The 23,884-nt window shown below is 60.3% G+C and carries 22 protein-coding genes; 9 read left to right on the top strand and 13 right to left on the bottom strand.

The window, feature by feature from the left end; all coding sequences use genetic code 11:
• Positions 1 to 4 precede the first annotated feature (4 nt).
• From KGB28_RS12980 to KGB28_RS12945, 8 genes are all read left to right on the top strand, one after another.
• Positions 5 to 799: a carbon-nitrogen hydrolase family protein gene (locus KGB28_RS12980; protein WP_223445614.1), complete on the top strand. Its 795-nt coding sequence runs from the start codon at positions 5 to 7 to the stop codon at positions 797 to 799.
• 48 nt (positions 800 to 847) lie between these two features.
• Positions 848 to 3,277 carry a pyrroloquinoline quinone biosynthesis protein PqqF gene (gene pqqF / locus KGB28_RS12975; RefSeq protein ID WP_223445612.1) on the top strand — a complete coding sequence of 810 codons (2,430 nt, stop codon included), beginning with the start codon at positions 848 to 850 and terminating at the stop codon, positions 3,275 to 3,277.
• A gap of 158 nt (positions 3,278 to 3,435) precedes the next feature.
• Positions 3,436 to 3,510: a pyrroloquinoline quinone precursor peptide PqqA gene (gene pqqA, locus KGB28_RS12970; RefSeq protein WP_003444522.1), complete on the top strand. Its 75-nt coding sequence runs from the start codon at positions 3,436 to 3,438 to the stop codon at positions 3,508 to 3,510.
• A gap of 81 nt (positions 3,511 to 3,591) precedes the next feature.
• On the top strand, positions 3,592 to 4,503 hold the full coding sequence (gene pqqB / locus KGB28_RS12965) for a pyrroloquinoline quinone biosynthesis protein PqqB (protein WP_223445611.1): 912 nt from the start codon (positions 3,592 to 3,594) through the stop codon (positions 4,501 to 4,503).
• Between the two features lie 139 nt (positions 4,504 to 4,642).
• Entirely contained in the window at positions 4,643 to 5,395 is a 753-nt protein-coding gene (gene pqqC / locus KGB28_RS12960; RefSeq protein ID WP_223445609.1) for a pyrroloquinoline-quinone synthase PqqC, read from the top strand.
• A complete protein-coding gene (gene pqqD / locus KGB28_RS12955) occupies positions 5,392 to 5,667 on the top strand; it encodes a pyrroloquinoline quinone biosynthesis peptide chaperone PqqD (protein ID WP_008051583.1) in 276 nt (91 codons plus the stop codon). Before pqqC ends, pqqD begins: the two co-directional genes overlap by 4 nt.
• Positions 5,639 to 6,811, top strand: coding sequence for a pyrroloquinoline quinone biosynthesis protein PqqE (pqqE, locus tag KGB28_RS12950; RefSeq protein ID WP_223445607.1), 1,173 nt, complete (start codon positions 5,639 to 5,641; stop codon positions 6,809 to 6,811). Before pqqD ends, pqqE begins: the two co-directional genes overlap by 29 nt.
• Positions 6,777 to 8,609, top strand: a complete 1,833-nt coding sequence (locus tag KGB28_RS12945; RefSeq protein WP_223445593.1) for a S9 family peptidase — start codon at positions 6,777 to 6,779, stop codon at positions 8,607 to 8,609. The genes pqqE and KGB28_RS12945 overlap by 35 nt, the downstream gene beginning before the upstream one ends.
• 145 nt (positions 8,610 to 8,754) lie before the next feature.
• On the opposite strand, the gene KGB28_RS12940 is transcribed toward KGB28_RS12945, so the two are convergent.
• The 4 genes from KGB28_RS12940 to KGB28_RS12925 all read right to left on the bottom strand — a co-directional run bounded on the left by KGB28_RS12940 (position 8,755) and on the right by KGB28_RS12925 (position 11,201).
• Complete coding sequence (locus tag KGB28_RS12940) at positions 8,755 to 8,913, bottom strand: YqaE/Pmp3 family membrane protein (RefSeq protein WP_003228885.1); 159 nt, start codon at positions 8,911 to 8,913, stop codon at positions 8,755 to 8,757.
• A gap of 83 nt (positions 8,914 to 8,996) precedes the next feature.
• Complete coding sequence (locus tag KGB28_RS12935) at positions 8,997 to 9,317, bottom strand: helix-turn-helix domain-containing protein (protein ID WP_046039442.1); 321 nt, start codon at positions 9,315 to 9,317, stop codon at positions 8,997 to 8,999.
• Entirely contained in the window at positions 9,310 to 9,666 is a 357-nt protein-coding gene (locus KGB28_RS12930) for a type II toxin-antitoxin system RelE/ParE family toxin (protein WP_095944832.1), read from the bottom strand. The genes KGB28_RS12935 and KGB28_RS12930 overlap by 8 nt, the downstream gene beginning before the upstream one ends.
• Positions 9,667 to 9,917: 251 nt before the next feature.
• Positions 9,918 to 11,201 (bottom strand): aspartate aminotransferase family protein, encoded by a 1,284-nt coding sequence (locus tag KGB28_RS12925; RefSeq protein ID WP_223445591.1) that lies wholly within the window; start codon positions 11,199 to 11,201, stop codon positions 9,918 to 9,920.
• A 169-nt stretch (positions 11,202 to 11,370) separates the two neighbouring features.
• On the opposite strand from KGB28_RS12925, the gene KGB28_RS12920 reads away from it, so the two are divergent.
• Entirely contained in the window at positions 11,371 to 12,300 is a 930-nt protein-coding gene (locus tag KGB28_RS12920) for a LysR family transcriptional regulator (RefSeq protein WP_223445589.1), read from the top strand.
• A 227-nt stretch (positions 12,301 to 12,527) separates the two neighbouring features.
• Here KGB28_RS12920 and KGB28_RS12915 read toward each other — a convergent pair whose 3' ends face one another.
• From KGB28_RS12915 to bioF, 9 genes are all read right to left on the bottom strand, one after another.
• Positions 12,528 to 14,306, bottom strand: coding sequence for an acyl-CoA dehydrogenase C-terminal domain-containing protein (locus KGB28_RS12915; protein WP_223445587.1), 1,779 nt, complete (start codon positions 14,304 to 14,306; stop codon positions 12,528 to 12,530).
• Between the two features lie 174 nt (positions 14,307 to 14,480).
• Positions 14,481 to 16,277: an acyl-CoA dehydrogenase C-terminal domain-containing protein gene (locus tag KGB28_RS12910; protein WP_223445585.1), complete on the bottom strand. Its 1,797-nt coding sequence runs from the start codon at positions 16,275 to 16,277 to the stop codon at positions 14,481 to 14,483.
• A gap of 85 nt (positions 16,278 to 16,362) precedes the next feature.
• The gene (locus KGB28_RS12905; protein WP_223445583.1) at positions 16,363 to 17,655 is read right to left on the bottom strand and encodes a GGDEF domain-containing protein; all 1,293 of its coding nucleotides are present in this window, start codon (positions 17,653 to 17,655) and stop codon (positions 16,363 to 16,365) included.
• Positions 17,656 to 17,851: 196 nt separating this feature from the next.
• The gene (locus tag KGB28_RS12900) at positions 17,852 to 19,657 is read right to left on the bottom strand and encodes a phenylacyl-CoA dehydrogenase (RefSeq protein ID WP_008051571.1); all 1,806 of its coding nucleotides are present in this window, start codon (positions 19,655 to 19,657) and stop codon (positions 17,852 to 17,854) included.
• Positions 19,658 to 19,935: 278 nt separating this feature from the next.
• A complete protein-coding gene (locus KGB28_RS12895) occupies positions 19,936 to 20,232 on the bottom strand; it encodes a pyrroloquinoline quinone biosynthesis protein PqqE (protein WP_223445581.1) in 297 nt (98 codons plus the stop codon).
• A gap of 123 nt (positions 20,233 to 20,355) precedes the next feature.
• Entirely contained in the window at positions 20,356 to 21,036 is a 681-nt protein-coding gene (gene bioD / locus KGB28_RS12890; protein WP_223445579.1) for a dethiobiotin synthase, read from the bottom strand.
• Positions 21,033 to 21,845: a malonyl-ACP O-methyltransferase BioC gene (gene bioC, locus KGB28_RS12885; protein ID WP_223445577.1), complete on the bottom strand. Its 813-nt coding sequence runs from the start codon at positions 21,843 to 21,845 to the stop codon at positions 21,033 to 21,035. The genes bioD and bioC overlap by 4 nt, the downstream gene beginning before the upstream one ends.
• Positions 21,838 to 22,569 (bottom strand): alpha/beta fold hydrolase, encoded by a 732-nt coding sequence (locus KGB28_RS12880; RefSeq protein ID WP_223445575.1) that lies wholly within the window; start codon positions 22,567 to 22,569, stop codon positions 21,838 to 21,840. Before KGB28_RS12880 ends, bioC begins: the two co-directional genes overlap by 8 nt.
• Positions 22,562 to 23,740, bottom strand: a complete 1,179-nt coding sequence (bioF, locus tag KGB28_RS12875) for an 8-amino-7-oxononanoate synthase (RefSeq protein WP_223445573.1) — start codon at positions 23,738 to 23,740, stop codon at positions 22,562 to 22,564. The genes KGB28_RS12880 and bioF overlap by 8 nt, the downstream gene beginning before the upstream one ends.
• Positions 23,741 to 23,884: the final 144 nt, after the last annotated feature.

Raw genomic sequence — 23,884 nt, 5'->3', positions numbered from 1 at the left:
CGAAATGCGCGTAGCCCTTTACCAATGCCCACCGCTGCCTCTGGATGTCGCTGGCAACCTGCATCGCTTGCAGCAGCTTGCGCTGGAGGCAAAAGGCGCCGATCTGCTGGTGCTGCCGGAGATGTTCCTGACCGGCTACAACATCGGCGTCGATGCCGTCAGCGTGCTGGCGGAGGTGCATAACGGTGAATCGGCGCAGCAGATTGCGCGCATTGCCAAGACTGCCGGGATCGCCATTTTGTATGGCTATCCCGAGCGCACCGAGGACGGACAGATCTACAACGCCGTGCAGTTGATCGACGCTAACGGCGAGCGCATCTGCAACTACCGCAAGACTCATCTGTTCGGCGATCTGGATCACTCGATGTTCAGCGCAGGTTCCGACGAGTTTCCCATCGTTGATCTCAACGGCTGGAAGCTCGGTTTCCTGATTTGCTACGACCTGGAATTTCCGGAAAACGCCCGACGCCTGGCCCTGGCCGGTGCCGAGCTGATCCTGGTGCCGACCGCGAACATGATTCCGTTCGATTTCGTCGCCGATGTCACCGTGCGCTCCCGCGCCTTCGAAAACCAATGCTATGTGGCTTACGCCAACTACTGCGGCCATGAAGGCGACATCCACTATTGCGGTCAAAGCAGCATCGCCGCACCAGATGGCAGCCGCATCGCTCAGGCAGGCCTTGATGAAGCATTGATTGTCGGTGAGCTGGATCGTCAGTTGATGGTCGACTCCCGCGCCGCCAATCGCTACCTGATCGATCGTCGTCCCGAGCTTTACGGCGACCTGAACAAGCGCTAGTCCACTGTAATCCGCTAGCATTGGCACTTCACTGTTCTGGAAGTGCCCATGCCCGCGCTGAATCCCCTTCGCCCCCACACTGAAACCCTGGCCAACGGCTTGCGGGTGACGCTGCGTCATGTACCGAATTTGAAGCGTTGCGCAGCAGCGTTACGGGTCGCCGCGGGCAGCCATGACGTGCCGCTGGCGTGGCCTGGCCTTGCGCACTTTCTTGAGCATCTGCTGTTTCTCGGCACCGAGCGTTTTCCCGCTGGGCAAGGGTTGATGGCCTACGTCCAGAGTCATGGCGGGCAGGTAAACGCGCGAACCAGCGAACGCACCACGGACTACTTTTTCGAACTGCCGCCCCAGGCGTTTGCCGGTGGGCTGGAGCGTTTTTCGGACATGCTCGCTCATCCACGTATGAATCCGGACGACCAGCAGCGGGAACGGGAAGTACTGCAGGCGGAGTTTGTCGCCTGGTCGCAGGATGCCGCAGCGCAGCAGCAGTTTGCGTTGTTCAGCGGGCTTGGCGAGGCTCATCCATTGCGGGGTTTTCATGCCGGCAATCGCGACAGTCTGCCGCTGCAACAACCCGAGTTTCAACAGGCGTTGCGGGATTTTTATCAGCGGTTTTACCAGACTGGGCAAATGACCTTGAGCCTGGCCGGGCCGCAGAGCCTCGATGTATTGAAGGCGATAGCCGAAGCCTTTGGCAGTGTCATTGCCAAAGGCGAAACAGTCACGCAACAAGCGCCGATACCGCTGATGGATGCGCCGGATAAAAGTTATCAACAGGCTGACGAACGACGTCTGGACCTGCTGTTTGCCCTCGAAACACTGCCTGACAACTCTGCCGAAGCGTTGGCATTCCTGTGCCACTGGCTGAACCTGGCAAAACCCGGCGGCTTGTTGGCGGACCTGCGTGAGCGCGGGCTGGCCGATCACCTGAAAGCCCAGCCGCTGTACCAGTTCGCCGGGCAAGCCTTGCTGCATATCGAATTCACCCAGCCCGCCGCAGACTCGGCAACAGGCATCCGCGAACGCCTGCTGGACTGGCTCGGTTTCTTTGCCGAGCAAGACTGGGACCGATTGCGCGAAGAGTACGCCACCCTGCTCCAGCGCCAGCAGCAAATCAGCAGTGCCTTGCAACTGGCTCGACTGGACAGCGAACAACGCGAAGTCGGGTTATCCGAGCCGGGTGTAACAGCCCTCAAGCAAGTCCTCCAACAAATCGGCGCTGTGGATAACTTCAGCGGCCCATGGCAATTGCCGGCACCCAACCCGTTCCTGCGCTGCGAAGCAGCGGCAGCCAACGCCGGATTGATTCGTGGCCAGACCAGCGCCCACCGCGGCCTGCGCACTTTTGCCCAGGACCGCTCGCGCAACCGTCGTGAACGTTCGCCGATGCAATTCAGCCAGGCATGGCCGGACAACGGTGCTGAAGGTTCGATTTATCTGCGCTGGCATCTGGACTCGACTCCCGACAGCCACCTTCAATCACGGCTGGAAAACCACCTTCAATCGTTACGCGAAGACGCGCGTCAGGCCGGTGTGGATTTTTCCTTCAGTGCGTCGGGCAACGAATGGCTGCTCAAACTGAACGGGCTACAGGAGCCAATGCCCAGCGTCCTGGAGCATGTACTGAAAAAACTGACAAAACCTGATGCCACTGTCTTACAAGCCGAATCGACAAACGTTGCGTTGATACCGATTCGACAACTGCTCAAGGCATTGCCCGATCACTGCCTCGGGCATACAGCGAACTCGGACGACGTGCAGCAACTATGGTCGAGTGCGCGCTGGGATGGACTGGCCATCGGGTTATCGGCTCAGACTCAAGCGGCCATGGGCCTGGCCTTGAGCCGCATACCCGGCACGCCGGACAATCAACTGACGCCGGCCTCTTCGATCCTTGCACAGCATCTGTGGCGCACTGTCGATACCGCCTCCAGCGAGCACGCCTTGCTGCTGTTCTGTCCGACAGCCACCCAGGAAATGGCCGACGAAGCCGCGTGGCGTTTGCTCGCGCATGTCTGCCAGACACCGTTCTACCAACGCCTGCGGGTGGAGCTGCAACTCGGCTATGCGGTGTTCAGCGCCCTGCGGCAGATTCACGGGCAAACCGGGCTGCTGTTCGGTGTGCAATCGCCAAGCATTGCGCCGGTGGAGTTGCTGCAACACATCGAGCAATTCCTGAATCGATTGCCGGAGCTGATCCACGCGCTCGACGACACCACCTTCAACGCTCAACGCCAGGCCCTGGCGGATCAGTTTTGCAACACTGCGCTCACCACGGCTCAAGCGGCCGAATTGCTCTGGCAGGGCAAGTTGGCCGGCCGTTCGTCGGAATATCTGACGCAATTACCCGAGGCCATTGTGCTCATTGACCGGACCGCTCTGCTGGATGCGGCCCAACGCCTGAATCAGGCCGAAGGCGGCTGGCTGTGCCTGGCCACCAGCGCTGCACCAAGCGCGCCATGGCAAGCGGCAAAATGATCATTACCGGGGCTGCAAGGAGCTTTCTCAAAGTTTCACGGGCAATTTCTTTGAAATTTTGAGTAACATAGCAACCTAACTATCTGGAACATCTCTGACTTGAGGTGGACTATACCTATAGATAGCGCTGTCCCACCTTACCTGAAGGAGTTCAATTTATGGCCTGGACCAAACCTGCCTACACCGACCTGCGTATTGGCTTTGAAGTCACCATGTACTTCGCAAGCCGCTAATCTCAGCTTTGACAGAGATGCAGCACAACGCCTCGGTTATCCGAGGCGTTTTATTTTCAGCGTTGAAATGATGGAGCGTCCATGTTTGTCCAGATTCTAGGTTCCGCTGCCGGCGGTGGCTTCCCCCAGTGGAACTGCAACTGTGTGAACTGCGCGGGCTTTCGCAACGGCAGCCTGCGGGCCAAGGCGCGGACGCAATCGTCCATCGCGATTTCCGATGACGGCGTGAACTGGGTGCTGTGCAACACCTCCCCGGACATTCGCGCCCAACTCCAGAGCTTCGCCCCGATGCAACCGGGCCGCGCCCTGCGCGATACCGGGATCGGCGCGATCATCCTGATGGACAGCCAGATCGACCACACCACCGGCCTGCTTATGCTGCGCGAAGGGTGCCCGCATCAGGTCTGGTGCACCGACATGGTCCACGAAGACCTGAGCAGCGGTTTTCCGCTGTTCACCATGCTCAACCACTGGAATGGCGGGCTGACCTGGAATCGCATCGAGCTCGACCAGAGCTTCAGCGTACCGGCCTGCCCGAACCTGCGCTTCACCCCGCTGCCTTTGCGCAGTGCTGCACCGCCCTACTCACCGCATCGCTTCGACCCGCATCCGGGCGACAACATCGGCCTGATCGTCGAAGACCTCAACACTGGCGGCAAACTGTTCTACGCACCGGGTCTGGGCAAGGTCGATGCAGCGCTTCTGGAAATCATGGCCGGCAGCGATTGCCTGTTGGTCGACGGCACGCTGTGGGATGACAATGAAATGCAGCGTCGTGGCGTGGGTACCCGCACCGGTCGGGAGATGGGCCACCTGGCACAAAACGGCCCCGGCGGCATGCTCGAAGTACTTGAACAACTGCCCAAGCAACGCAAAGTGCTTATCCACATCAACAACACCAACCCGATTCTTGATGAGGATTCGCCCGAGCGCGCGGAGCTGGATCGGCGCGAGGTTGAAGTGGCGTATGACGGCATGAGTATTGTGTTGTAAGTAGCCGAGACCGCTGCGCGGTCTATCGCGAGCAGGCTCGCTCCCACAGTTGACCGCTTTTCCCTGTGGGAGCGAGCCTGCTCGCGAAGAGGCCAGCTCAGGCACCAAAGAATCCACCGGTCCTACCCGGAGAACCGCAATGACCGACACCCCAATGTCCCCCGCCGAATTCGAAGCCGCCCTGCGCGCAAAGGGCGCCTATTACCACATCCATCACCCCTACCACGTGGCGATGTACGAAGGCCGGGCCACCCGCGAGCAGATCCAGGGCTGGGTCGCCAACCGTTTCTACTATCAGGTGAACATCCCCCTGAAGGACGCGGCGATCCTCGCCAACTGCCCTGACCGCGAGATCCGCCGCGAATGGATTCAGCGCCTGCTCGACCACGACGGTGCGCCCGGTGAAGACGGCGGCATCGAAGCCTGGCTGCGCCTTGGCCAGGCCGTGGGCCTCGACCCGGACCAGCTGCGTTCCCAGGAGCTGGTGCTGCCGGGCGTGCGTTTCGCCGTGGACGCCTATGTCAACTTTGCCCGCCGCGCCAATTGGCAGGAAGCCGCGAGCAGCTCGCTGACCGAACTGTTCGCCCCGCAGATCCACCAATCGCGCCTGGACAGTTGGCCCCAGCATTACCCGTGGATCGACCCGGCCGGCTACGAATATTTCCGCACGCGCCTGGGCCAGGCACGGCGTGATGTCGAGCATGGCCTGGCGATCACGCTGCAGCACTACACCACCCGTGAAGGCCAGGAGCGCATGCTGGAAATTCTCCAGTTCAAACTGGACATTCTTTGGAGCATGCTCGATGCCATGAGCATGGCCTACGAACTGAAACGCCCGCCGTATCACAGCGTGACCGGGGAACGGGTCTGGCACAAAGGAATCACCTTATGAGTTTCGATCGCAGCAAGACCCCGACCTGGCGTCCTGGCTACCGTTTCCAGTACGAACCGGCGCAAAAAGGCCATGTGCTGCTGTACCCGGAAGGCATGATCAAGCTCAACGAAAGCGCCGCGTTGATTGGCGGCTTGATTGACGGTGAGCGAGACGTAGCAGCCATCATCGCCGAGCTTGATCAACAGTTCCCCGGCGTGCCCGAGCTCGGTGATGACATCGAGCAGTTCATGGAGGTTGCCCGTGCGCAGCACTGGATCGAACTTGCCTGATTCATCGGTGCAAGTACCGCCCAAACCCGAAATCGGCCTGCCGCTGTGGCTGCTGGCCGAGCTGACCTATCGCTGCCCGCTGCAATGCCCGTACTGCTCCAATCCGCTGGATTTCGCCGAGCAAGGCAAAGAGCTGAGCACCGAGCAGTGGCTCAAGGTGTTTCGCGAAGCGCGGGAAATGGGTGCCGCGCAACTGGGCTTTTCCGGTGGCGAACCGCTGGTGCGTCAGGACCTCGCCGAGCTGATTGCCGAAGCCCGAAAACTGGGTTTCTACACCAACCTGATCACCTCCGGCATCGGCCTCACCGAGCAGAAAATCAGCGACTTCAAGAAGGCCGGGCTCGATCACATCCAGATCAGTTTCCAGGCCAGCGACGAGCAGGTGAACAATCTGCTGGCCGGTTCGAAAAAGGCCTTCGCGCAGAAACTGGAAATGGCCCGGGCGGTGAAGGCCCACGGTTATCCGATGGTGCTGAACTTCGTCACCCATCGGCACAATATCGACCAGATCGACCGCATCATCGAGCTGTGCATCGCCCTGGAAGCGGACTTCGTCGAGCTCGCCACGTGCCAGTTCTACGGCTGGGCGCAACTCAATCGCGTTGGGCTTTTGCCAACCAAAGAGCAACTGGTGCGCGCCGAACGCATCACCAACGAATACCGCGCCAAACTGGAAGCCGAAGGGCATCCGTGCAAGCTGATTTTCGTCACCCCGGATTATTACGAAGAACGCCCGAAAGCCTGCATGAACGGCTGGGGCAGTATTTTTCTGACGGTCACGCCAGACGGAACCGCCCTGCCCTGTCACGGTGCCCGACAGATGCCGGTGCAGTTTCCCAACGTGCGCGACCACAGCATGCAGCACATCTGGTATGACTCGTTTGGCTTCAACCGCTTTCGCGGTTATGACTGGATGCCCGAGCCATGCCGTTCCTGTGACGAGAAAGAAAAGGACTTCGGCGGCTGCCGCTGCCAGGCGTTCATGCTCACCGGCGATGCCAGCAACGCCGACCCGGTGTGCAGCAAGTCGCCACAACACGGCGTGATCCTCAAGGCCCGCGAAGAAGCCGAACACGCCACCCAGACCATCGACCAACTGGCCTTTCGCAATGAACGAAACTCACGCCTCATCGCCAAAAGCTGAACCTTTCAGCGCTGCCAAAGCCGTGGCCGCCGGTATCGACTTTGCCGAACTGCAGGTCGGTCGGCAGGGCCTGTTCTGGAACGAGTACCGCCCCGAAGACGCCGCATGCCGGATCTGGCATTGGCGCGACGGTGCAGCGAAATGCCTGACGCCACCGGGGTTCAGCGTGCGCAGTCGGGTGTACGAATATGGTGGCGGCGCGTTTTGTCTGACGGATGACGGCATCGTTTTCGTCAACGAGGCCGACCAGCAGTTGTATCGACAATCACTGCAAGGCGAAGCGCCCGAAAGGCTGACGTCCGGTGCGTGCCGTTATGGCGATTTACAGTTCGCCAACGGGCAAGTGCTGGCGGTCGAGGAGCATCGCAATCAACACCGACTGGTGGCAATCGATCTGCTCAATGGCGCACGTCACCTGCTGGCCGAGGGTGCCGATTTCTACGCGGCACCGACGCTGAGCCCTGATGCCCGGCGTCTGGCCTGGATCGAGTGGAGTCGCCCGGATCAGCCATGGACAGCGACCCGTTTGATGGTTGCCGAACGCCTCGCCAACGGCGGCTTTGCCAAGGCTCGTTGTGTGGCGGGCGACGGCGTTCAAGAATCTGTGCAGCAACCGCGGTTTGATGCCGACGGGCGCTTGTATTGCCTGACGGATCGCGCGGGTTACTGGCAGCCATGGAAAGAATCTGAACAAGGCTTGAGCCCTTTGCCAAGTGCCAGCGCCGACCATGGTCCCGCGCCCTGGCAACTCGGCGGCAGCACCTGGTTGCCGCTGAGCGACGACAGTTATCTGGCCAGTTGGACCGAAGGCGGATTTGGCCGATTGGGCATAGGCGGCAATTCCAGCGCCGACTTCACCGGCGACTACAGCCGCTTCCGACATCTCGCAGTGGATGAGCAGTACATCTATTGCATCGCCGCGTCGCCCGTCAGTTCAACCGCCGTCATCGCCATCGACCGCCTGAGCCGGCAAGTGCAAGTGCAAGTGCTGGCTGGCGGAATCACGCCGCTTCCCCCCGAACAGATCAGCCGCCCGCAAACCTTGCGCTACCCAAGTGGCTCAGGCGAAGCACACGGCTTCTTCTACCCGGCGATGACCGGCGCGGCGAAACCGCCATTGGTGGTGTTCATCCATGGTGGCCCGACCTCGGCGTGCTACCCGATGCTCGATCCGCGTATCCAGTACTGGGCACAGCGGGGCTTCGCCGTGGCCGACCTCAACTATCGCGGCAGCAGCGGTTATGGCCGGGCCTATCGCCAGGCACTGCACCTGAGTTGGGGCGACGTGGATGTGCAAGACGCCTGCGCCGTGGTCAGTTACCTCAGCGACCGCGGCTTGATCGACGGCGACCAGGCGTTCATTCGCGGCGGCAGCGCCGGCGGCTACACCACCCTTTGCGCCTTGGCCTTTCACAACGTGTTCCGTGCCGGCGCCAGCCTGTATGGGGTCAGCGACCCGGTGGCGCTGGGGCGCGCGACCCACAAATTCGAAAGCGACTATCTGGATTGGCTGATCGGTGATCCGCAACTGGATGCCGAACGCTACGCCGCACGCACACCGCTGCTGCATGCCGGCAACATCCGCGTGCCGATGATCTTCTTTCAAGGAGAACTGGATGCCGTGGTCGTCCCGCAGCAGACCCGCGACATGGTCACGGCGCTGCAAGACAACGGCATCCTGGTCGAAGCGCATTACTACGCCGATGAACGTCATGGTTTTCGCAAGGCCGGCAATCAGGCCCATGCGCTGGAGCAGGAGTGGTTGTTTTATCGGCGGGTGATGGATTCAGTGGACTGAAGCCTGCGTTCATTGCCGAAACGGTGGCGCCGCCTTCGCGGGCAAGTCGGATCGCCGCACCGCCGCTCCCACAGGTTCTGTGGCGTGCACAAATCCTGTGGGAGCGAGCCTGCTCGCGAAAGCGGCCGACCCGCCGACGCTCAACTCAGCGCTTGGCGATGATGTACACCGCATGCACGATCCCCGGAATGTAACCGCACAACGTCAGCAGAATATTCAGCCAGAACGCCCCGCCGAATCCTACTTGCAGAAACACACCCAGTGGCGGCAACAGGATGGCGATGATGATGCGAATAAAGTCCATGGGACAGCTCCTGATTGGGGTGGACTCGTTCGAGCCCTACAGTTAATCGACCTGTGCCGTTTGTCAGGGTTCAGCCCGATTCCTCAGGCCAGTATCTCCAGACCGTGTTTGCGCACGATACTCAGCAACTTCAGCGCCATGCCACTGGGGTGCTTATCCCCTGCTTCCCATTGCTTGACCGTGGAAGCACTGGTGTTCAGGTAGCGCGCAAACACCGGTTGACTGACATTGTTGCGCTCGCGCAATGCCTTGATCTCCTGCGCGGGAATCGCATCCGGCACCCTTGCAAGACAAGACTCATCGAACTCACGCATGGTCGCCTTGCTGATTGCACCAATGGCGTACAAGGCACTGGCAGATTCGTGGATCGACTCCGATAGCTCGCTTTTGAATTTTTTACTCATTTGGTATCTCCACAAACTCCTTTGCATCCAGCAAACGCTGAATTTCCATTTCGGTCAGTCCACCATATGTCTTGGCCAACTCTCGCAAGTCGAGCAAATGCCTGGGACTGATATTGCTCTGATCTTTCTTTGCGTACAGGAACTGATAGACCCAGTGAGCACCGCCCTTGGCCAGGATAATCGAGCGATGGCGGTTGGCATTCAAACGCTTCTTCCAGACCCCGCCGCCCAAATTGTCAGCCTGACCATTGAGCATTTCGGTGAATGCCTCCCGGAGCTCGTCATCACCGATCCAGGCCTTGGCGGCCTGCATTGCGAAGCGCTTTGTCTTGAACAGCCTTGGTGACATCGGCATCCCTTCCACAAAACATACCACCCAGTGGTACAGAAATCAAAACCAACGCGACAGCAATACCGTTTCGCTGGCACCGGCACTCCCTGCCGATGCACGCTAGAAAGCCATTGATGTGCTAACCGCTCAAGCCGAAATTGCCTTTGGAAAAAACCGGCCACAAAAAAACGCCCCACGCCAAAAGTGTCGGGCGTGGGGCGTGCGTATTACCGCGAGACGGTTCTGGAATGCGTGCAGGGCGCGTCTGATCAGACGGCAATCCCTTTGCGGCACTGCAATTGCGCGGTGCGTACTCGGGAGAAAGCGCGCGCCAGGCGCAGGAGCATTTCATCGATGTTGGCGTTGCTGACATTCAGCGCAGGGGTAAAGCGCAGGCAGTCGGGTTGCGGGGCATTGAGCAGCAAACCTTCGTACAGAGCGGCCTTGACCACCGAGTCGGCGGAATCGTCCGATAGCGTCAGCCCCCAAAGTAGCCCTTGACCGCGCAACTCACCGTGATCGTAACGATGGGCCAGACGCTCCAACCCTTCACGCAGGTGTTGACCTGCTTCTGCGACGTGCTTGAGGAAAGCCTTGTCCTGCACCGTATCGAGCACCGAGAGTCCCGCCGCGGTCATCAACGCATTACCGTGATGAGTGCCTGTCACCTCGCCAATGTCGAAACAGCAAGCCTTGCCCCGCGCCAGCAGCGCGGCCAATGGCACACCGCCGCCCAGCCCTTTGCCGAGCACGACGATATCCGCCGTGACGCCGCAGGACTGTTCCGCGAGCAAGGTGCCACAACGGCCGATGCCGGTTTGCACTTCGTCAAGGATCAGCAAAATGCCGAGTTCACGGCACAAGCGTTCGACGCCCTTGAGGTAGTGCGCGGTGGCCGGGATCACTCCGGCTTCGCTCTGGATCGGCTCGAGCATGATCGCTAAGGTCCGTTCATCCACGGCCGCATGCAACGCTGGCAGATCATTGAAAGGAACACGACTGAAGCCTGGCAATTGCGGCTCGAATCGGTTGGCCAATGTCGAACTGTCCGACGCCGAAATCGTCGCCAGGCTGCGGCCATGGCATCCGTTGTTGGCCACAATGATTCGCGATGCACCGCCGCGATGCTGTTGACCCCATTTGCGCGCCAGTTTGATCGCTGCCTCACAGGCTTCGCTGCCGGTATTGAGCAGGTAGGCCTGATCACTGCCGGTGCTGGCACACAGATGTTCGGCGAGGCTGAGCATGCCGCGGTTATGCAGGCCGAAGCCCGGATTGATCAGCGACTGAGCCTGGGCAGTGATTGCGTTGACCAGTACCGAAGGACTATGACCAAGGCTGTTGGCCCCGCCACCCTGGGAAAAATCCAGGTACGCACGGTCATCGCTGTCCCACAACCATGAACCCTGGCCACGCACAAACACCTGTTTCGGCCGCTCGACACTGGGCATCAAGTACTCGCTGGAAAGGTTAACGCCTTGGGATGGCCGGGAAGCGTCCATGACCAGATCGTCAAGACTGGGAGGACTGCGGCGTAGACTGAACAGATTCATTTGAAAAAAACCCTTTTGAGGTTTTTTGCCTTGCCTATGTAAATACCATCGAAGCAAAGGGTATTCATCGCGCTCTGTGACCCTGTAAGCCCTGTGAATGCGGTTAGACTAGGCTCAGGCGAGGCGTTCAGCCATTTCGATTTCCCAGTATTTTCGATAAGTAACACTTATGGATTTCAAGCAACTGCGTTATTTCGTCGCGGTTTATGAAGAAGGTCACGTCGGCCGGGCCGCCGAGCGCCTGTCCATCTCCCAGCCGGCGCTGTCCCAGCAAATCCGTCACCTCGAACAAAACCTCGATGTGAGCCTGTTCGAGCGCAGCAGCAAACGCCTGTTGCCGACCCTCGCGGCCCATACGCTGTACAACCACGCCCTGCCTTTGCTCGATGGCCTGCAACGGGCACGGGAAGCGCTCGGCAACTTCAAGGGTCAGGCGCTGCGCACCCTGGCCATCGGTGTTTTGCAGACGGTGCATACCAGCCTCGTTCCGCAGATGCTCGAACGGGTACGTAAGGCGCAGCCGCATCTGGTGGTGCAAATCTATGAACTGACCGGGCTGGAAATCGAGCGGCGACTGCTCAACGGTTCTCTGGATATCGGCATCGGCTATCTGCCGCCCCGCCAGCCTGGCTTGCATGGCGTGATGCTGTACGAAGATGAACTGACCCTGGTCATCCCGGCAGAACATCCGCTGCGTGAATTCAAGAAAGTGTCCATGAGTCAGGCCGCCGAACTGCCGATGTTGCTGCTGGGCGAGGAATTTCAGATAAGGCAGATCTGGCAGGCACAGCTGACAAGCCTCGGACGTCGCCCACAGGTGCAAGCCGAATTGAACAACATGGCCGGCATCCTCGACAGCCTGCCGCACACGCGCCTGGCGACGGTGCTGCCCGGACGCTCGCAAAAGACCCATGGCAACCACGAATTGCTGTGGAAGCCCCTGAGCGAACCCCGAGTGCCGCTGAAAGTCGGTTTGGTGTGCCGGGATGTGCAACGGCAGCAGGCCTCGCTGGCATTGCTGCGGACATTGCTGGAAGAGGTGATAAACGGCCCGGATGGGCACTTGAACAGCGCGCAGGCGCTGGATGGGGCAAGCTGAAAACTTTTCTTCAGGCAAAAGAAAACCCCGCCGAAGCGGGGCTTTGCAGACTGTTTCCCTGACATCCATTTCACTCCACCGTCCTGGCAGAATCCTACGTGTCCCTGTTGTTGCTTTGCGCTTCCTGCGCTACGTCCATGAGAAGTAGATTAGCTGTGGATCCAATTTGCATCTATGGGAGAACAGCAGCACGTTATGTAAGAGAATGCTTACATAACGTTACTTCATCAGAATTGTCCTGCATCCAGCAGGAACAACGATTCGCTACCGGCCTTCACCGACGCGCTCAACGAGTGGATGCGCGGCAGCAGGCGGGCGAAATAGAACCGCGCCGTGCCCAGTTTGCTGGCGTAGAAATCGTCTTGCGCTTCCTTGCCGAAAGCCGCCTTGGCCATCAGGGCCCACATGTAGGCGTACGCCACGTAGCCGAACACCTGTAGATACTCGACCGACGCCGCGCCGATTTCGTTCGGATTGGTCTTCGCACGGTCAAGCAGCCATGCGGTCAGTTCATCGAGGGTGGTCACCGCGTCGTTCAACGGCTTGGTGAATTCGGCAAGGTCCGCGCTGGCGGTCGCCGTGAAGTGACGAATCTCGTCGGCGAACAGATTGTAGAACGCCCCGCCGCTACCCACGATCTTGCGCCCGACCAGGTCCAGCGCCTGAATGCCGTTGGTGCCTTCGTAGATCTGCGTGATGCGCACATCACGCACCAGTTGCTCCTGGCCCCACTCACGGATGTAACCGTGGCCGCCGAAAATCTGTTGGCCGTGTACGGTGGTTTCCAGGCCGAGGTCGGTCAGGAACGCCTTGGCCACCGGGGTCAGCAACGCCACCAGGTCTTCCGCACGCTTGCGGGTGGTTGCATCTTCGCTGAACTTGGCGGTGTCCAATTGCATCGCCACGTAGGTGGAGAATGCACGGCCACCTTCGTTCGAGGCTTTCATGGTCAGCAGCATGCGACGCACATCCGGGTGGACGATGATCGGGTCAGCCACTTTGTCCTTGTTCTGCGCGCCGGTTGGCGAACGGCTTTGCAGACGGTCACGGGCGTATTCCACGGCGTTCTGGTACGAGCGTTCGCCAGTGGCCAGGCCCTGGATACCGACACCGAGTCGCTCGTAGTTCATCATGGTGAACATGGCCGCCAGGCCTTTGTTCGGCTCGCCGACCAGGTAACCCACGGCTTCATCGAAGTTCATCACGCAGGTCGCCGACGCCTGGATGCCCATCTTGTGTTCGATCGAGCCGCAGTTGGCCGGGTTGCGCGCGCCCAGGCTGCCATCGGCATTGACCATGAACTTCGGCACCAGGAACAGCGAAATGCCTTTCGGACCCGCCGGTGCATCCGGCAGCTTGGCCAGCACCAGGTGGATGATGTTTTCGGTCAGGTCGTGTTCGCCACCGGTGATGAAGATCTTGGTGCCGCTGACCTTGTAGGAACCGTCGGCCTGAGGCTCGGCCTTGGTACGGATGATCCCAAGGTCAGTACCAGCGTGTGGCTCGGTCAGGCACATGGAACCGGCCCAGATGCCGGCGTACATGTTCGGCAGGTACGCGGCTTTCAGCTCTTCGCTGGCGTGGGCGTTGATCGACAGACAAGCGCCGGCGGTCAGCATCGGGTACAGGCCGAACGACAGGCTGGCGGAGTTGACCATTTCTTCGACCTGGGCCGAAACGGCTTTGGGCATGCCCATGCCGCCGTAGGACGGATCGCCACCGACACCGACCCAGCCGCCTTCAGCGTAGGTCTGATAGGCCTGTGGGAAACCTGCCGGCGTGGTGACGGCACCGTCCGCCCAATGGCAACCTTCTTCATCAGCAGCACGGCTCAGCGGTGCGATGCTTTTGCTGGTGACTTTGCCGGCTTCTTCCAGGATGGCTTCGACCGTTTCTGCATCCACGGTTTCAGCCAGTGCAGGCAGTTCGGCCCAGAGTTTGGCGACCTCGAAAACTTCATTGAGGACGAAGCGCATATCGCGCAGGGGCGCTTTGTAGTCAGCCATGGCAAACCTCGCAAGATCTATACAGGTGATTCACAGGAAGAGTGTTTTCGTTGGGTCGGAGTGTACCTCAACAACTTTTGCGACACATAGGGTCAACTCGTGACCGTTTTGTTATTTTTAGTCATCAACAAAAAGCCCGCGCAAGGCGAGCTTCTTTGTAACGGATTTACATGACTAAAGCGCAAACAACTCCGCTGGCAGTTGCATCAGGCAATCGCTACCCGCCTCTATGGCTGCCCGATGAGCGGCAGTGCGTGGCAGCAGACGCTTGAAGTAAAACTCATTGGTCGCCAGTTTGCCCCGGCAGAAATCGCCATCATCGCTTCCAGCATCGAGTTGCGCCTGAGCCACCAGCGCCATGCGCAACCACAGGTAGCCAAGGATGATGTAACCGCTGTACATCAGGTAATCCACCGATGCGGCACCGACTTCGTCCGGGTTTTTCATCGCCGCCATACCGACCTTGGTAGTCAACTCACCCCACTGCTGGTTCAGTTGATTGAGCTGCGCCACATACCCGGCCAGCTGTGGATGCCCGGCGTTCGCCGCGCAGAACCTGTGGACGATTTTGGTGAAGCCGCGCAGCAGCTTGCCCTGGCTGCCGAGTACCTTGCGCCCGAGTAAGTCCAGTGCCTGAATGCCGTTGGTGCCCTCATAGATCGGCGCGATCCGACAGTCGCGTACCAGTTGCTCCATACCCCATTCGCGAATGAAGCCGTGGCCGCCAAACACCTGCATGCCATGGTTGGTCACCTCCAGCCCGGTATCGGTCATGAAGCCTTTGCAGATCGGCGTGAGGAACGCCAGCAAGTCTTCGGCATCCTGACGCGCCGTTTCATCCGGGCTCAGGTGCGCCACGTCCAGTAGTTGCGCGGTGAAGTAGGTCAGCGCGCGGTTGCCTTCGTTGAAGGCTTTCATGGTCAATAACATCCGCCGCACATCAGGGTGCACGATGATCGGGTCGGCGGCCTTTTCCGGTGCTTTCGGGCCGGTCAACGAGCGCATCTGCAAACGGTCGTTGGCGTATTTGATCGCGCCCTGGAAGCTCGCCTCCCCCAGACACAGCCCTTGCATGCCAGTGCCCAGCCGCGCGTGGTTCATCATGGTGAACATGCAGTTGAGGCCCTTGTTCGGCTCGCCGATCAGGAAGCCCTTGGCCTCGTCGAAGTTCAGCACGCAGGTGGCCGAGGCCTTGATGCCCATTTTGTGTTCGATCGAGCCGCAGGACACGCCGTTGCGCTCGCCCGCTTCGCCCGTCGCATCGGGCAGGAACTTGGGCACGATGAACAGCGAAATGCCCTTGGTCCCGGCCGGTGCGTCCGGCAATTTGGCCAGCACCAGGTGAATGATGTTGGCGCTCATGTCGTGCTCGCCGGCGGAGATGAAGATCTTGCTGCCGGAGATCGCGTAACTGCCATCAGCCGCAGGCACGGCTCGAGTCTTGATGATGCCCAGGTCCGTGCCGCAATGGGCTTCGGTCAGGCACATGGTGCCGGTCCATTGGCCAGCGGTGAGCTTGTTCAAATAGGTCTGCTTCTGCGCCTCGGTGCCATGGGCGTGGATCGCCGACATCGCACCGTGGGTCAGGCCGGGGTACATGCCCCATGAGGTGTTGCTGGAGCCCACCATCTCGCTGATCACCAGGCCCAGGGAGATCGGCAACCCTTGACCGCCGTAAAGCGGATCCGCCGCCAGGCCATGCCAGCCGCCTTCGACATATTGGGCGAATGCCTGCTTGAAGCCCGCGGGCGTGGTGACCACGCCATTGTCGAAATGGCAGCCCTCTTCATCGCCACTGCGGTTGAGCGGCGACAGCACGTTTTCGCAGAACTTCGCCCCTTCTTCGAGGATCGCATTGACCATGTCCGCGCTGGCATCGGTGGCCCCCAGCGCGGCGTAGTTGCGGTGAAAGTCGAAGACGTGGTCGATCAGAAAGCGCATGTCGCGCAAGGGAGCTTTGTACTCGGGCATGGTCATTCTCCGTCGGCAGATTTCTCCAACCTACTGCTGTCGACCACGCCTCACAATCACTTTGCGCTCGCTGAATGCGCCATCATCACTCAACCATGGCAGCGTCCATGCGCACGGCGCCACGGCGGTTCTGCCCGAACGCCATCACGCAGTTGCGCCCGGCACCCTTGGCGCTATAGAGCGCCTGGTCAGCGGACTTGAGCACCTCTTCAGGGGTGCGTTGATCGATCCGTTCGGCAACGCCGATACTGACTGTCACCGACACACTCGACGCACCGGAGCCGGCACGCCGCTGGCGCCCCTGATGATCGTCCTGCGGGCGGTTTTCCTGGTTTCGCAATTGAATGTTGTAAGTGGCGATGGACTCGCGGATGACTTCCAGATGCGGCATGCACTCTTCGAGGGTCTTGCCTGCAAACACCAGGGCAAATTCCTCGCCGCCATAGCGATACGCCTTACCGCCACCGCCGATTTTCGACAGTTTGCTGGCCACCAGCCGCAGTACCTGGTCGCCGACGTCGTGGCCATGGGTATCGTTGAATTTCTTGAAGTGGTCGACGTCGCTCATGGCCAACACGTAGTTGCGCCCCAACCGTTGCATGCGTTCATTCAGCGCACGACGACCCGGCAGTCCGGTCAGTTCGTCGCGGAAGGCCATTTGATAGGCTTCGTGGGCAACGGCGGCGGCGATCATCAGCATCACCTGACTGCACATGATGTTCAGCGTGAATGGCAGGATGAAGGTTTTCGGCAACATCCAGAACAACCCGAGCAGCCCCACCCATTGCGCGGCATGCAGCGGTCGCGGGTTGCGCCAGTATTGCCAGGCCAGCAGCAGGAACGCCGCAATGAACACCGGATAGGACAACTGGATCAGGCTCATCCAGGCGCCATGCAAGGCAGGCCAGCGAATCTCCGACAGCCAGATCAGCAGCGCATGTGGATAACTTTGCTCAAGCCCCAGCGCCACGCTGCCGACCGCGAGCAAGACCGCAAATCGCGCCACCATGTCCTGGAACAGATGGGTGCGCTCCCGCCACGCCGCGAACACGCCAAACAGCAGCGGCAGCAGCAGGCAACACAAATGAAAGACCACGGCGGCATCGTCACGCACCTTGCCGTTGTCGCGGTAATAGTCGGTCTGGGTGTCGAGCAGAAAGTAGGCGATGTACACCGTGACCATCAGAAACAGTTCACGCTGGCGTCGGTACACCGCGCAATAGGCGCCACCGAGCAACAACACCAGGGTGGGCAGCACGTTGAACAGCGACGTGAAGAAGACGTTCAGATCCTTGATGTATGCAGCCGCAAGCCCCGCCAGCAACAGCACTAATGACGGCAGGAAATGGCTGAAACGCACAGCGGAAGAACGCAGCAAGGGTAAAGCTCCGACCCGTCAGTTCAATAGATGGCAATGTGCCAACTACTGTAACGGCAGAAAGTCCGAGTTGCTGAGTGAATTACTGAGGTATTTTTCCAAGGGCGTTACAAACATTTTTCCACCGGCAACCTTAAAGCAAAAAAAGCCGCTGTTCCCGAAGGAGCAGCGGCTTTTTCAAGTGCTTCGTTATGGCTTAGTAGCCCAGGTCGAAGTTCTCTTCTTTCATGTCCATCAGGTTGTTGGCGCCCGACAGCATGGTTGCGACGTGAGTGCGGGTACGCGGCAGGATGCGCTGGAAGTAGAAACGCGCAGTCTGCAGCTTGGCGGTGTAGAACGCCTCTTCGGAAGTGCCGGCAGCCAGTTTCTCGGCAGCCAGGCGCGCCATGTCAGCCCAGAAGTAGGCCAGGCAGGCGTAACCGGAGTACATCAGGTAGTCCACGGAGGCCGCGCCAACTTCTTCGCGATCTTTCATGGCGGCCATACCGACCTTCATGGTCAGCTCGCCCCATTCCTTGTTCAGTGCAGCCAGCGGAGCGACGAACTCTTGAACCGCTTCGTTGCCTTCGTTGGTCTGGCAGAATTTGTGGACGATCTTGGTGAAGCCTTTCAGAGCCTCGCCTTGGGTCATCAGCACTTTACGGCCCAGCAGGTCGAGTGCCTGGATACCGGTGGTGCCTTCGTACAGCATCGAGATGCGGCTGTCGCGGACGTTCTGCTCCATGCCCCACTCGGCGATGAAGCCGTGACCGCCGTAGATCTGCACGCCATGGTTGGCCGATTCAAAACCGACTTCAGTCATGAAGGCTTTGGCGATTGGCGTCATGAAAGCCAGCAATGCATCGGCTTTCTTCTTCTCTTCTTCATCCACACCGTACTTGACGATGTCGACTTGCTTGGCGGTGAAGTAAACCATCGCACGGTTGCCTTCGGCGAATGCCTTCATGGTCAACAGCATGCGGCGTACGTCAGGGTGCACGATGATCGGGTCAGCGGCTTTGTCCGGCGCTTTCGGGCCAGTCAGCGAGCGCATTTGCAGACGGTCGCGAGCGTATTTCAGGCCGCCCTGGAAACCGACTTCAGCGTGGGCCAGGCCTTGCAGCGCGGTACCCAGACGTGCGGTGTTCATGAAGGTGAACATGCAGTTCAGGCCTTTGTTCGCCGGGCCGATCAGGAAACCGGTAGCGCCGTCGAAGTTCATCACGCAGGTGGCGTTGCCGTGGATGCCCATCTTGTGTTCCAGGGAACCGCAGGACACGGCGTTACGCGCGCCAACCGAACCATCGGCGTTCGGCATGAACTTCGGCACGATGAACAGGGAGATGCCTTTGGTGCCAGCCGGTGCATCAGGCAGGCGGGCCAGTACGATGTGGACGATGTTGTCGGCCATGTCGTGTTCACCGGCCGAGATGAAGATCTTGGTGCCGGAGACTTTGTAGGAACCGTCGGCCTGAGGCTCGGCCTTGGTGCGCAGCATGCCAAGGTCGGTGCCGCAGTGCGGTTCGGTCAGGCACATGGTGCCGGTCCACTCGCCGGAAACCAGCTTGGTCAGGTAAGCCTCTTGCTGCTCAGGGGTGCCGTGCTCGGAGATGGTGTTCATCGCACCGTGCGACAGGCCTGGGTACATGCCCCACGACCAGTTGGACTCGCCAACCATTTCGCTGATGGCCAGACCCAGGGACTCCGGCAGGCCTTGGCCGCCGTGTTCTACGTCGTGAGCAAGGCTTGGCCAGCCACCTTCGACGAATTGCTTGTAGGCTTCCTTGAAGCCAGTCGGGGTCTTGACGCCGGACTCGCTCCAGGTGCAACCCTCGATGTCGCCCACGCGGTTCAGCGGAGCCAGTACCTGCTCACAAAACTTGGCGCCTTCCTCGAGAATGGCGTCAACCATGTCCGGAGTTGCGTCGGCACAAGCCGGAAGGCTCTGATAGTGCGCTTCGTAGCCGAGCAGCTCGTCACGAACGAAGCGAATATCACGCAAGGGGGCCTTGTAGTCAGGCATAGCGATAAACCTCTGCTGATGTAACCGGGAATGAACGACCGCATGGATTTGTTGTTGCGATCAAACAGTTGTTTGAAACATACGTTTACGCCCAAATCTTGTCAAGCGTCGATCTTTTGCCGTTCGTCATCGCAGGTTTGGACACACAGGTACGCGACAGCGCAGCCGCGCTTTCGAAGCAGCCCGCCACACTGAAAAGATTAGTTGAGCAAGAAAGACTTACGCAGAAAAACGCCGCGAACAGGCGCGGCGTTGAGGGTGCTGCATCAGCGATGCAATCAAGCGTAGGTATCGATCAACGTACCAAGCACTTCGTCGGCTGCCTTGGCGACTTTCACGCCCAGCTCCGCCTGAATCTTGCCTTGGGCCATTTCCACCACGTTGCTGCTCAGGTCCGATTGCTGGCTGCGATCAACCGATCGCAGACGATCGACCTGCGCCGCGGAGGACTGGCTGGTGACCGAACGCTCGATCGTCATGTTGGCGATCTGCCCGGCGGCTTGATCGACACGGTTCTGCCCTGCCTGAAGGGTGCTCAGACCGGCATAAAAAGCGGTGCTTCCTGAGATTTCCATGGGAAAACTCGTCCTTTCAAAGGATCAACAGCGGCCATTGAAGCAGAGTGGCTGGCAAAACACCCGTCAAAAACTCTAATGGCACAGTGCCTTATCATAGGCAAAGCCCGCATTGCAAAAACGTCAGTCCAGCAGGTCCAGTTGCAAGTGCTCGGCCACTGCCTCGGCCGTAACGGCCTTGAGTTTAGGCACACGCCCCAGGCACGGCGCCGGGATGCGCTCGGCAAGGGTGGCCAGGTTTTCTTCCAGCCGCGAGGTCTTGGGGTCGATGATATTGGCCACCCATCCCGCCAGTTGCAAACCGTCCCGGGCAATCGCTTCGGCGGTCAACAAGGCATGGCTGATACACCCCAACCGCACGCCGACCACCAGGATCACCGGCAGCTTCAATGCGATGGCCAGGTCCGACAGATTGTCCTGATCCGCCAAGGGTACGCGCCAGCCGCCGGCGCCTTCGATCAGGGTGAAGTCCGCCTGCATCCCCAGAATCTGCCGCATCGGCGCCAGCAACGACTGCACCGTCAGCGCCACGCCCGCCTCTCGCGCCGCCAGATGCGGGGCAATCGCCGGTTCGAAGGCCATCGGATTGACCTGTGCATAGGTCAGCGGCATCGAACACTCCGCCAGCAAGGCCAGCGCATCGGCGTTGCGCAAGCCTTTGGGCGTCACATCGCAACCGGACGCGACCGGCTTGCCCGCCGCTGTGCTCAAACCCGCCGAACGCGCCGCATGCAGCAGCCCCGCAGCGACCGTGGTTTTACCGACATCGGTATCCGTGCCGGCGATGAAATAGGCTGCGCTCATAAGGGCTTCTCCAAAACGGCGTACACCACTTGATAAGTCGCCGGCAGTCCCTGGGCCTGACGAAACTGTTCATAAGCCTCAATCAGACCCAGAATCCGCGCCCGGCCGGTCAAGCCACCGGGCCGCCCGGGATTGAGATTGTGCGCACCCAACGCCTTGAGTTCATGGGTCAGGCTGCGCACATCCGGGTAATGCAGCACGTGCGCGAGGTTTTGCAGGCTGAGCACCCTCAAGCCGCTGGCCGCACATAACTGCTGATAAACACCAAACGCCCGGAAGCGATTGACGTGCACCATGCCGTCGACCTGCCGCCAGCTGTCGCGCAATTCAAACAACGTCCCTACACACAGACTAGCAAACGCGAAGATGCCACCCGGTTTCAGCACCCGAAAGGCTTCACCGAGCACCGAGTCGAAGTCTGCGCACCACTGCACCGCCAGGCTGGAGAAGATCAGGTCGCAGGTCGAATCCTGCAGTGGCAATCGCTCGGCATCGCCGGCCACGAAGTGCGCGGCACCGCCCAATGGCCGGGCGTGGTTGAGCATGCCTTCGGCAATGTCCAGCGCCACACCGTGGCAGCCCGGAAACCGCTCACCCAAGGCACGACTGAAATGCCCGGTGCCGCAGCCCAGATCCAGCCAGCGCTGCGGTACAAAGTCCTGCGGCAAGCGCTTGAGCAATTGGCTGCCGACATCACGCTGCAACTCGGCCACGCTGTCGTAGCTGGCCGCCGCGCGGGAGAATGATGCTGCTACCTGGCGCTTGTCAGGCAAGGCGCCGGGCAGGTTGGGAAAGGATAGATCAGTCATCGCCGGACTCATGCAAAAAGGCCTGGATCGCCCCCGCCACACCGTGGGGATCCTCCAGGAGAAACGCGTGGCTGGCCTGTTCAATCAGACCGATTTCGACATCCGGCAGCAATGCCAGCAACTCGCCCGCCGCTTCCGCCGGCACCAGCCCGTCGAGGCCGGCGAACAGATGCAGTTGCGGACCGCGGAACGCATGCAAAGCCTGTCGGGTATCCAGTTGCGCGAGCACTTGCAAACCACTGAGCAGCACCGGCGCGGCAGTGTTCGGGGCGCCACCGAGCAACAACCGCGACAATCCGCGCGGGTCTTCGGCGCCTTGGGCGCAGAGCAGTGAAAAGCGTTTCAACGTCGCGCGCGGATCGGCTTCGCATCCCGCCAGAAACGCGTCGAAGGTTTCCCCTGGCATGGCGCTTGACCATTGCTCATGGGCGACAAAAGAAGCGTTGCTGGCCAGGGTGAACACACCACAGCAGCGATCGCCACGCCGGGCCGCCAACTCGCAGGCGAGCATGCCGCCCAATGACCAACCGCCAAGCCAGGCGTCTTGCGGCAAGGTCGAATCAAGCTCATCGAGCCACTCTTCAAGATCGCTTGACTCCAGCTCCGGCAACGGCTCGATCTCGACGTGCAGGTGCTCATCCAGGCCTCGCAAAGCCGCCGCCAGAGGCTCCAGCGGTGAAACGCCAAGGCCCCAACCGGGCAGCAGAATCAGACGATCACGCATGGCTTGGCTCCGGCTTCAGTTGTTGAAAACAATCGGCCAGTCCGTTTAACAATAGCTGTACCTGGGCTTCACTGTGGGCAGCCGTCAGCGTGACCCGCAGCCGGGCGCTGCCGGCGGGTACGGTCGGCGGGCGAATCGCGGTCACCATCAACCCGCGTTCGCGCAGCATCTGCGAAAGGCGCACCGCGCGCCCCGCGTCACCGACCATGATCGGCTGGATCGGTGTGAAGCTGTCCATGAGTTCCAGGCCAATCTGTTCGGCACCGTGGCGGAACTGGCGGATCAGCGTCTGCAAATGCTCGCGGCGCCAGTGTTCGCTGCGCAGCAGTTCCAGGCTTTTCAACGTGGCACAGGCCAGCGCAGGTGGTTGGCTGGTGGTGTAGATGTAGGGACGGGCGAACTGGATCAGGCTTTCGATCAGCTCTTCGCTGCCAGCCACAAAGGCACCCGCCGTACCGAACGCCTTGCCGAGGGTGCCGACCAGCACCGGAACGTCATCCTGGCTCAAGCCGAAGTGTTCGACGATGCCGCCACCGTTGGCACCCAACGGACCAAAACCATGGGCATCGTCGACCATCAACCAGGCGCCTTTGGCCTTGGCTTCTCGGGCCAGCGCTGGCAAGTCGGCGATATCACCGTCCATGCTGAACACGCCGTCGGTGACCACCAGCGTATTGCCGGTGGCTTTTTCCAGGCGTTTGGCCAGGCTCACCGCGTCGTTGTGCAGATAACGATTGAACCGCGCACCGGACAACAGCCCTGCGTCGAGCAGCGACGCATGATTGAGCCGGTCTTCGAGCACCGTATCACCCTGCCCCACCAGCGCCGTGACCGCGCCGAGGTTGGCCATGTAGCCGGTGGTGAACAGCAACGCGCGCGGGCGACCGGTCAGGTCGGCCAACGCTTCTTCCAGGGCATGGTGCGGGGAGCTATGGCCGATGACCAGATGTGATGCCCCTCCGCCCACCCCCCACTTCGAAGCGCCGGCACGCCAGGCTTCGATCACTTGCGGATGATTGGCCAGGCCCAGGTAGTCGTTGTTACAGAACGCCAGCAATGGCTGGCCATCGACCACCACTTGCGGCCCCTGCGGGCTTTCAAGCAGCGGGCGCTGGCGGTAGAGGTTTTCGGCACGACGGGCGGCAAGGCGTGCGGCGAGATCGAAAGACATGCAGGCCTCGACTATCAAATGACACATGTCCCCTGTGGGAGCGGGCTTGCTCGCGAATGCGGTCTGACATTCAACATTGATGTCGACTGACACGACGCTTTCGCGAGCAAGCCCGCTCCCACAAGGGTTTTGCATTCCAACCAG

Origin of the sequence: Pseudomonas sp. BF-R-19, assembly GCF_019956445.1 — a bacterium.
GTDB classification, from domain to species: Bacteria; Pseudomonadota; Gammaproteobacteria; order Pseudomonadales; family Pseudomonadaceae; genus Aquipseudomonas; species Aquipseudomonas fluorescens_BH.
This window is presented reverse-complemented; position numbering and strand designations above follow the sequence as displayed.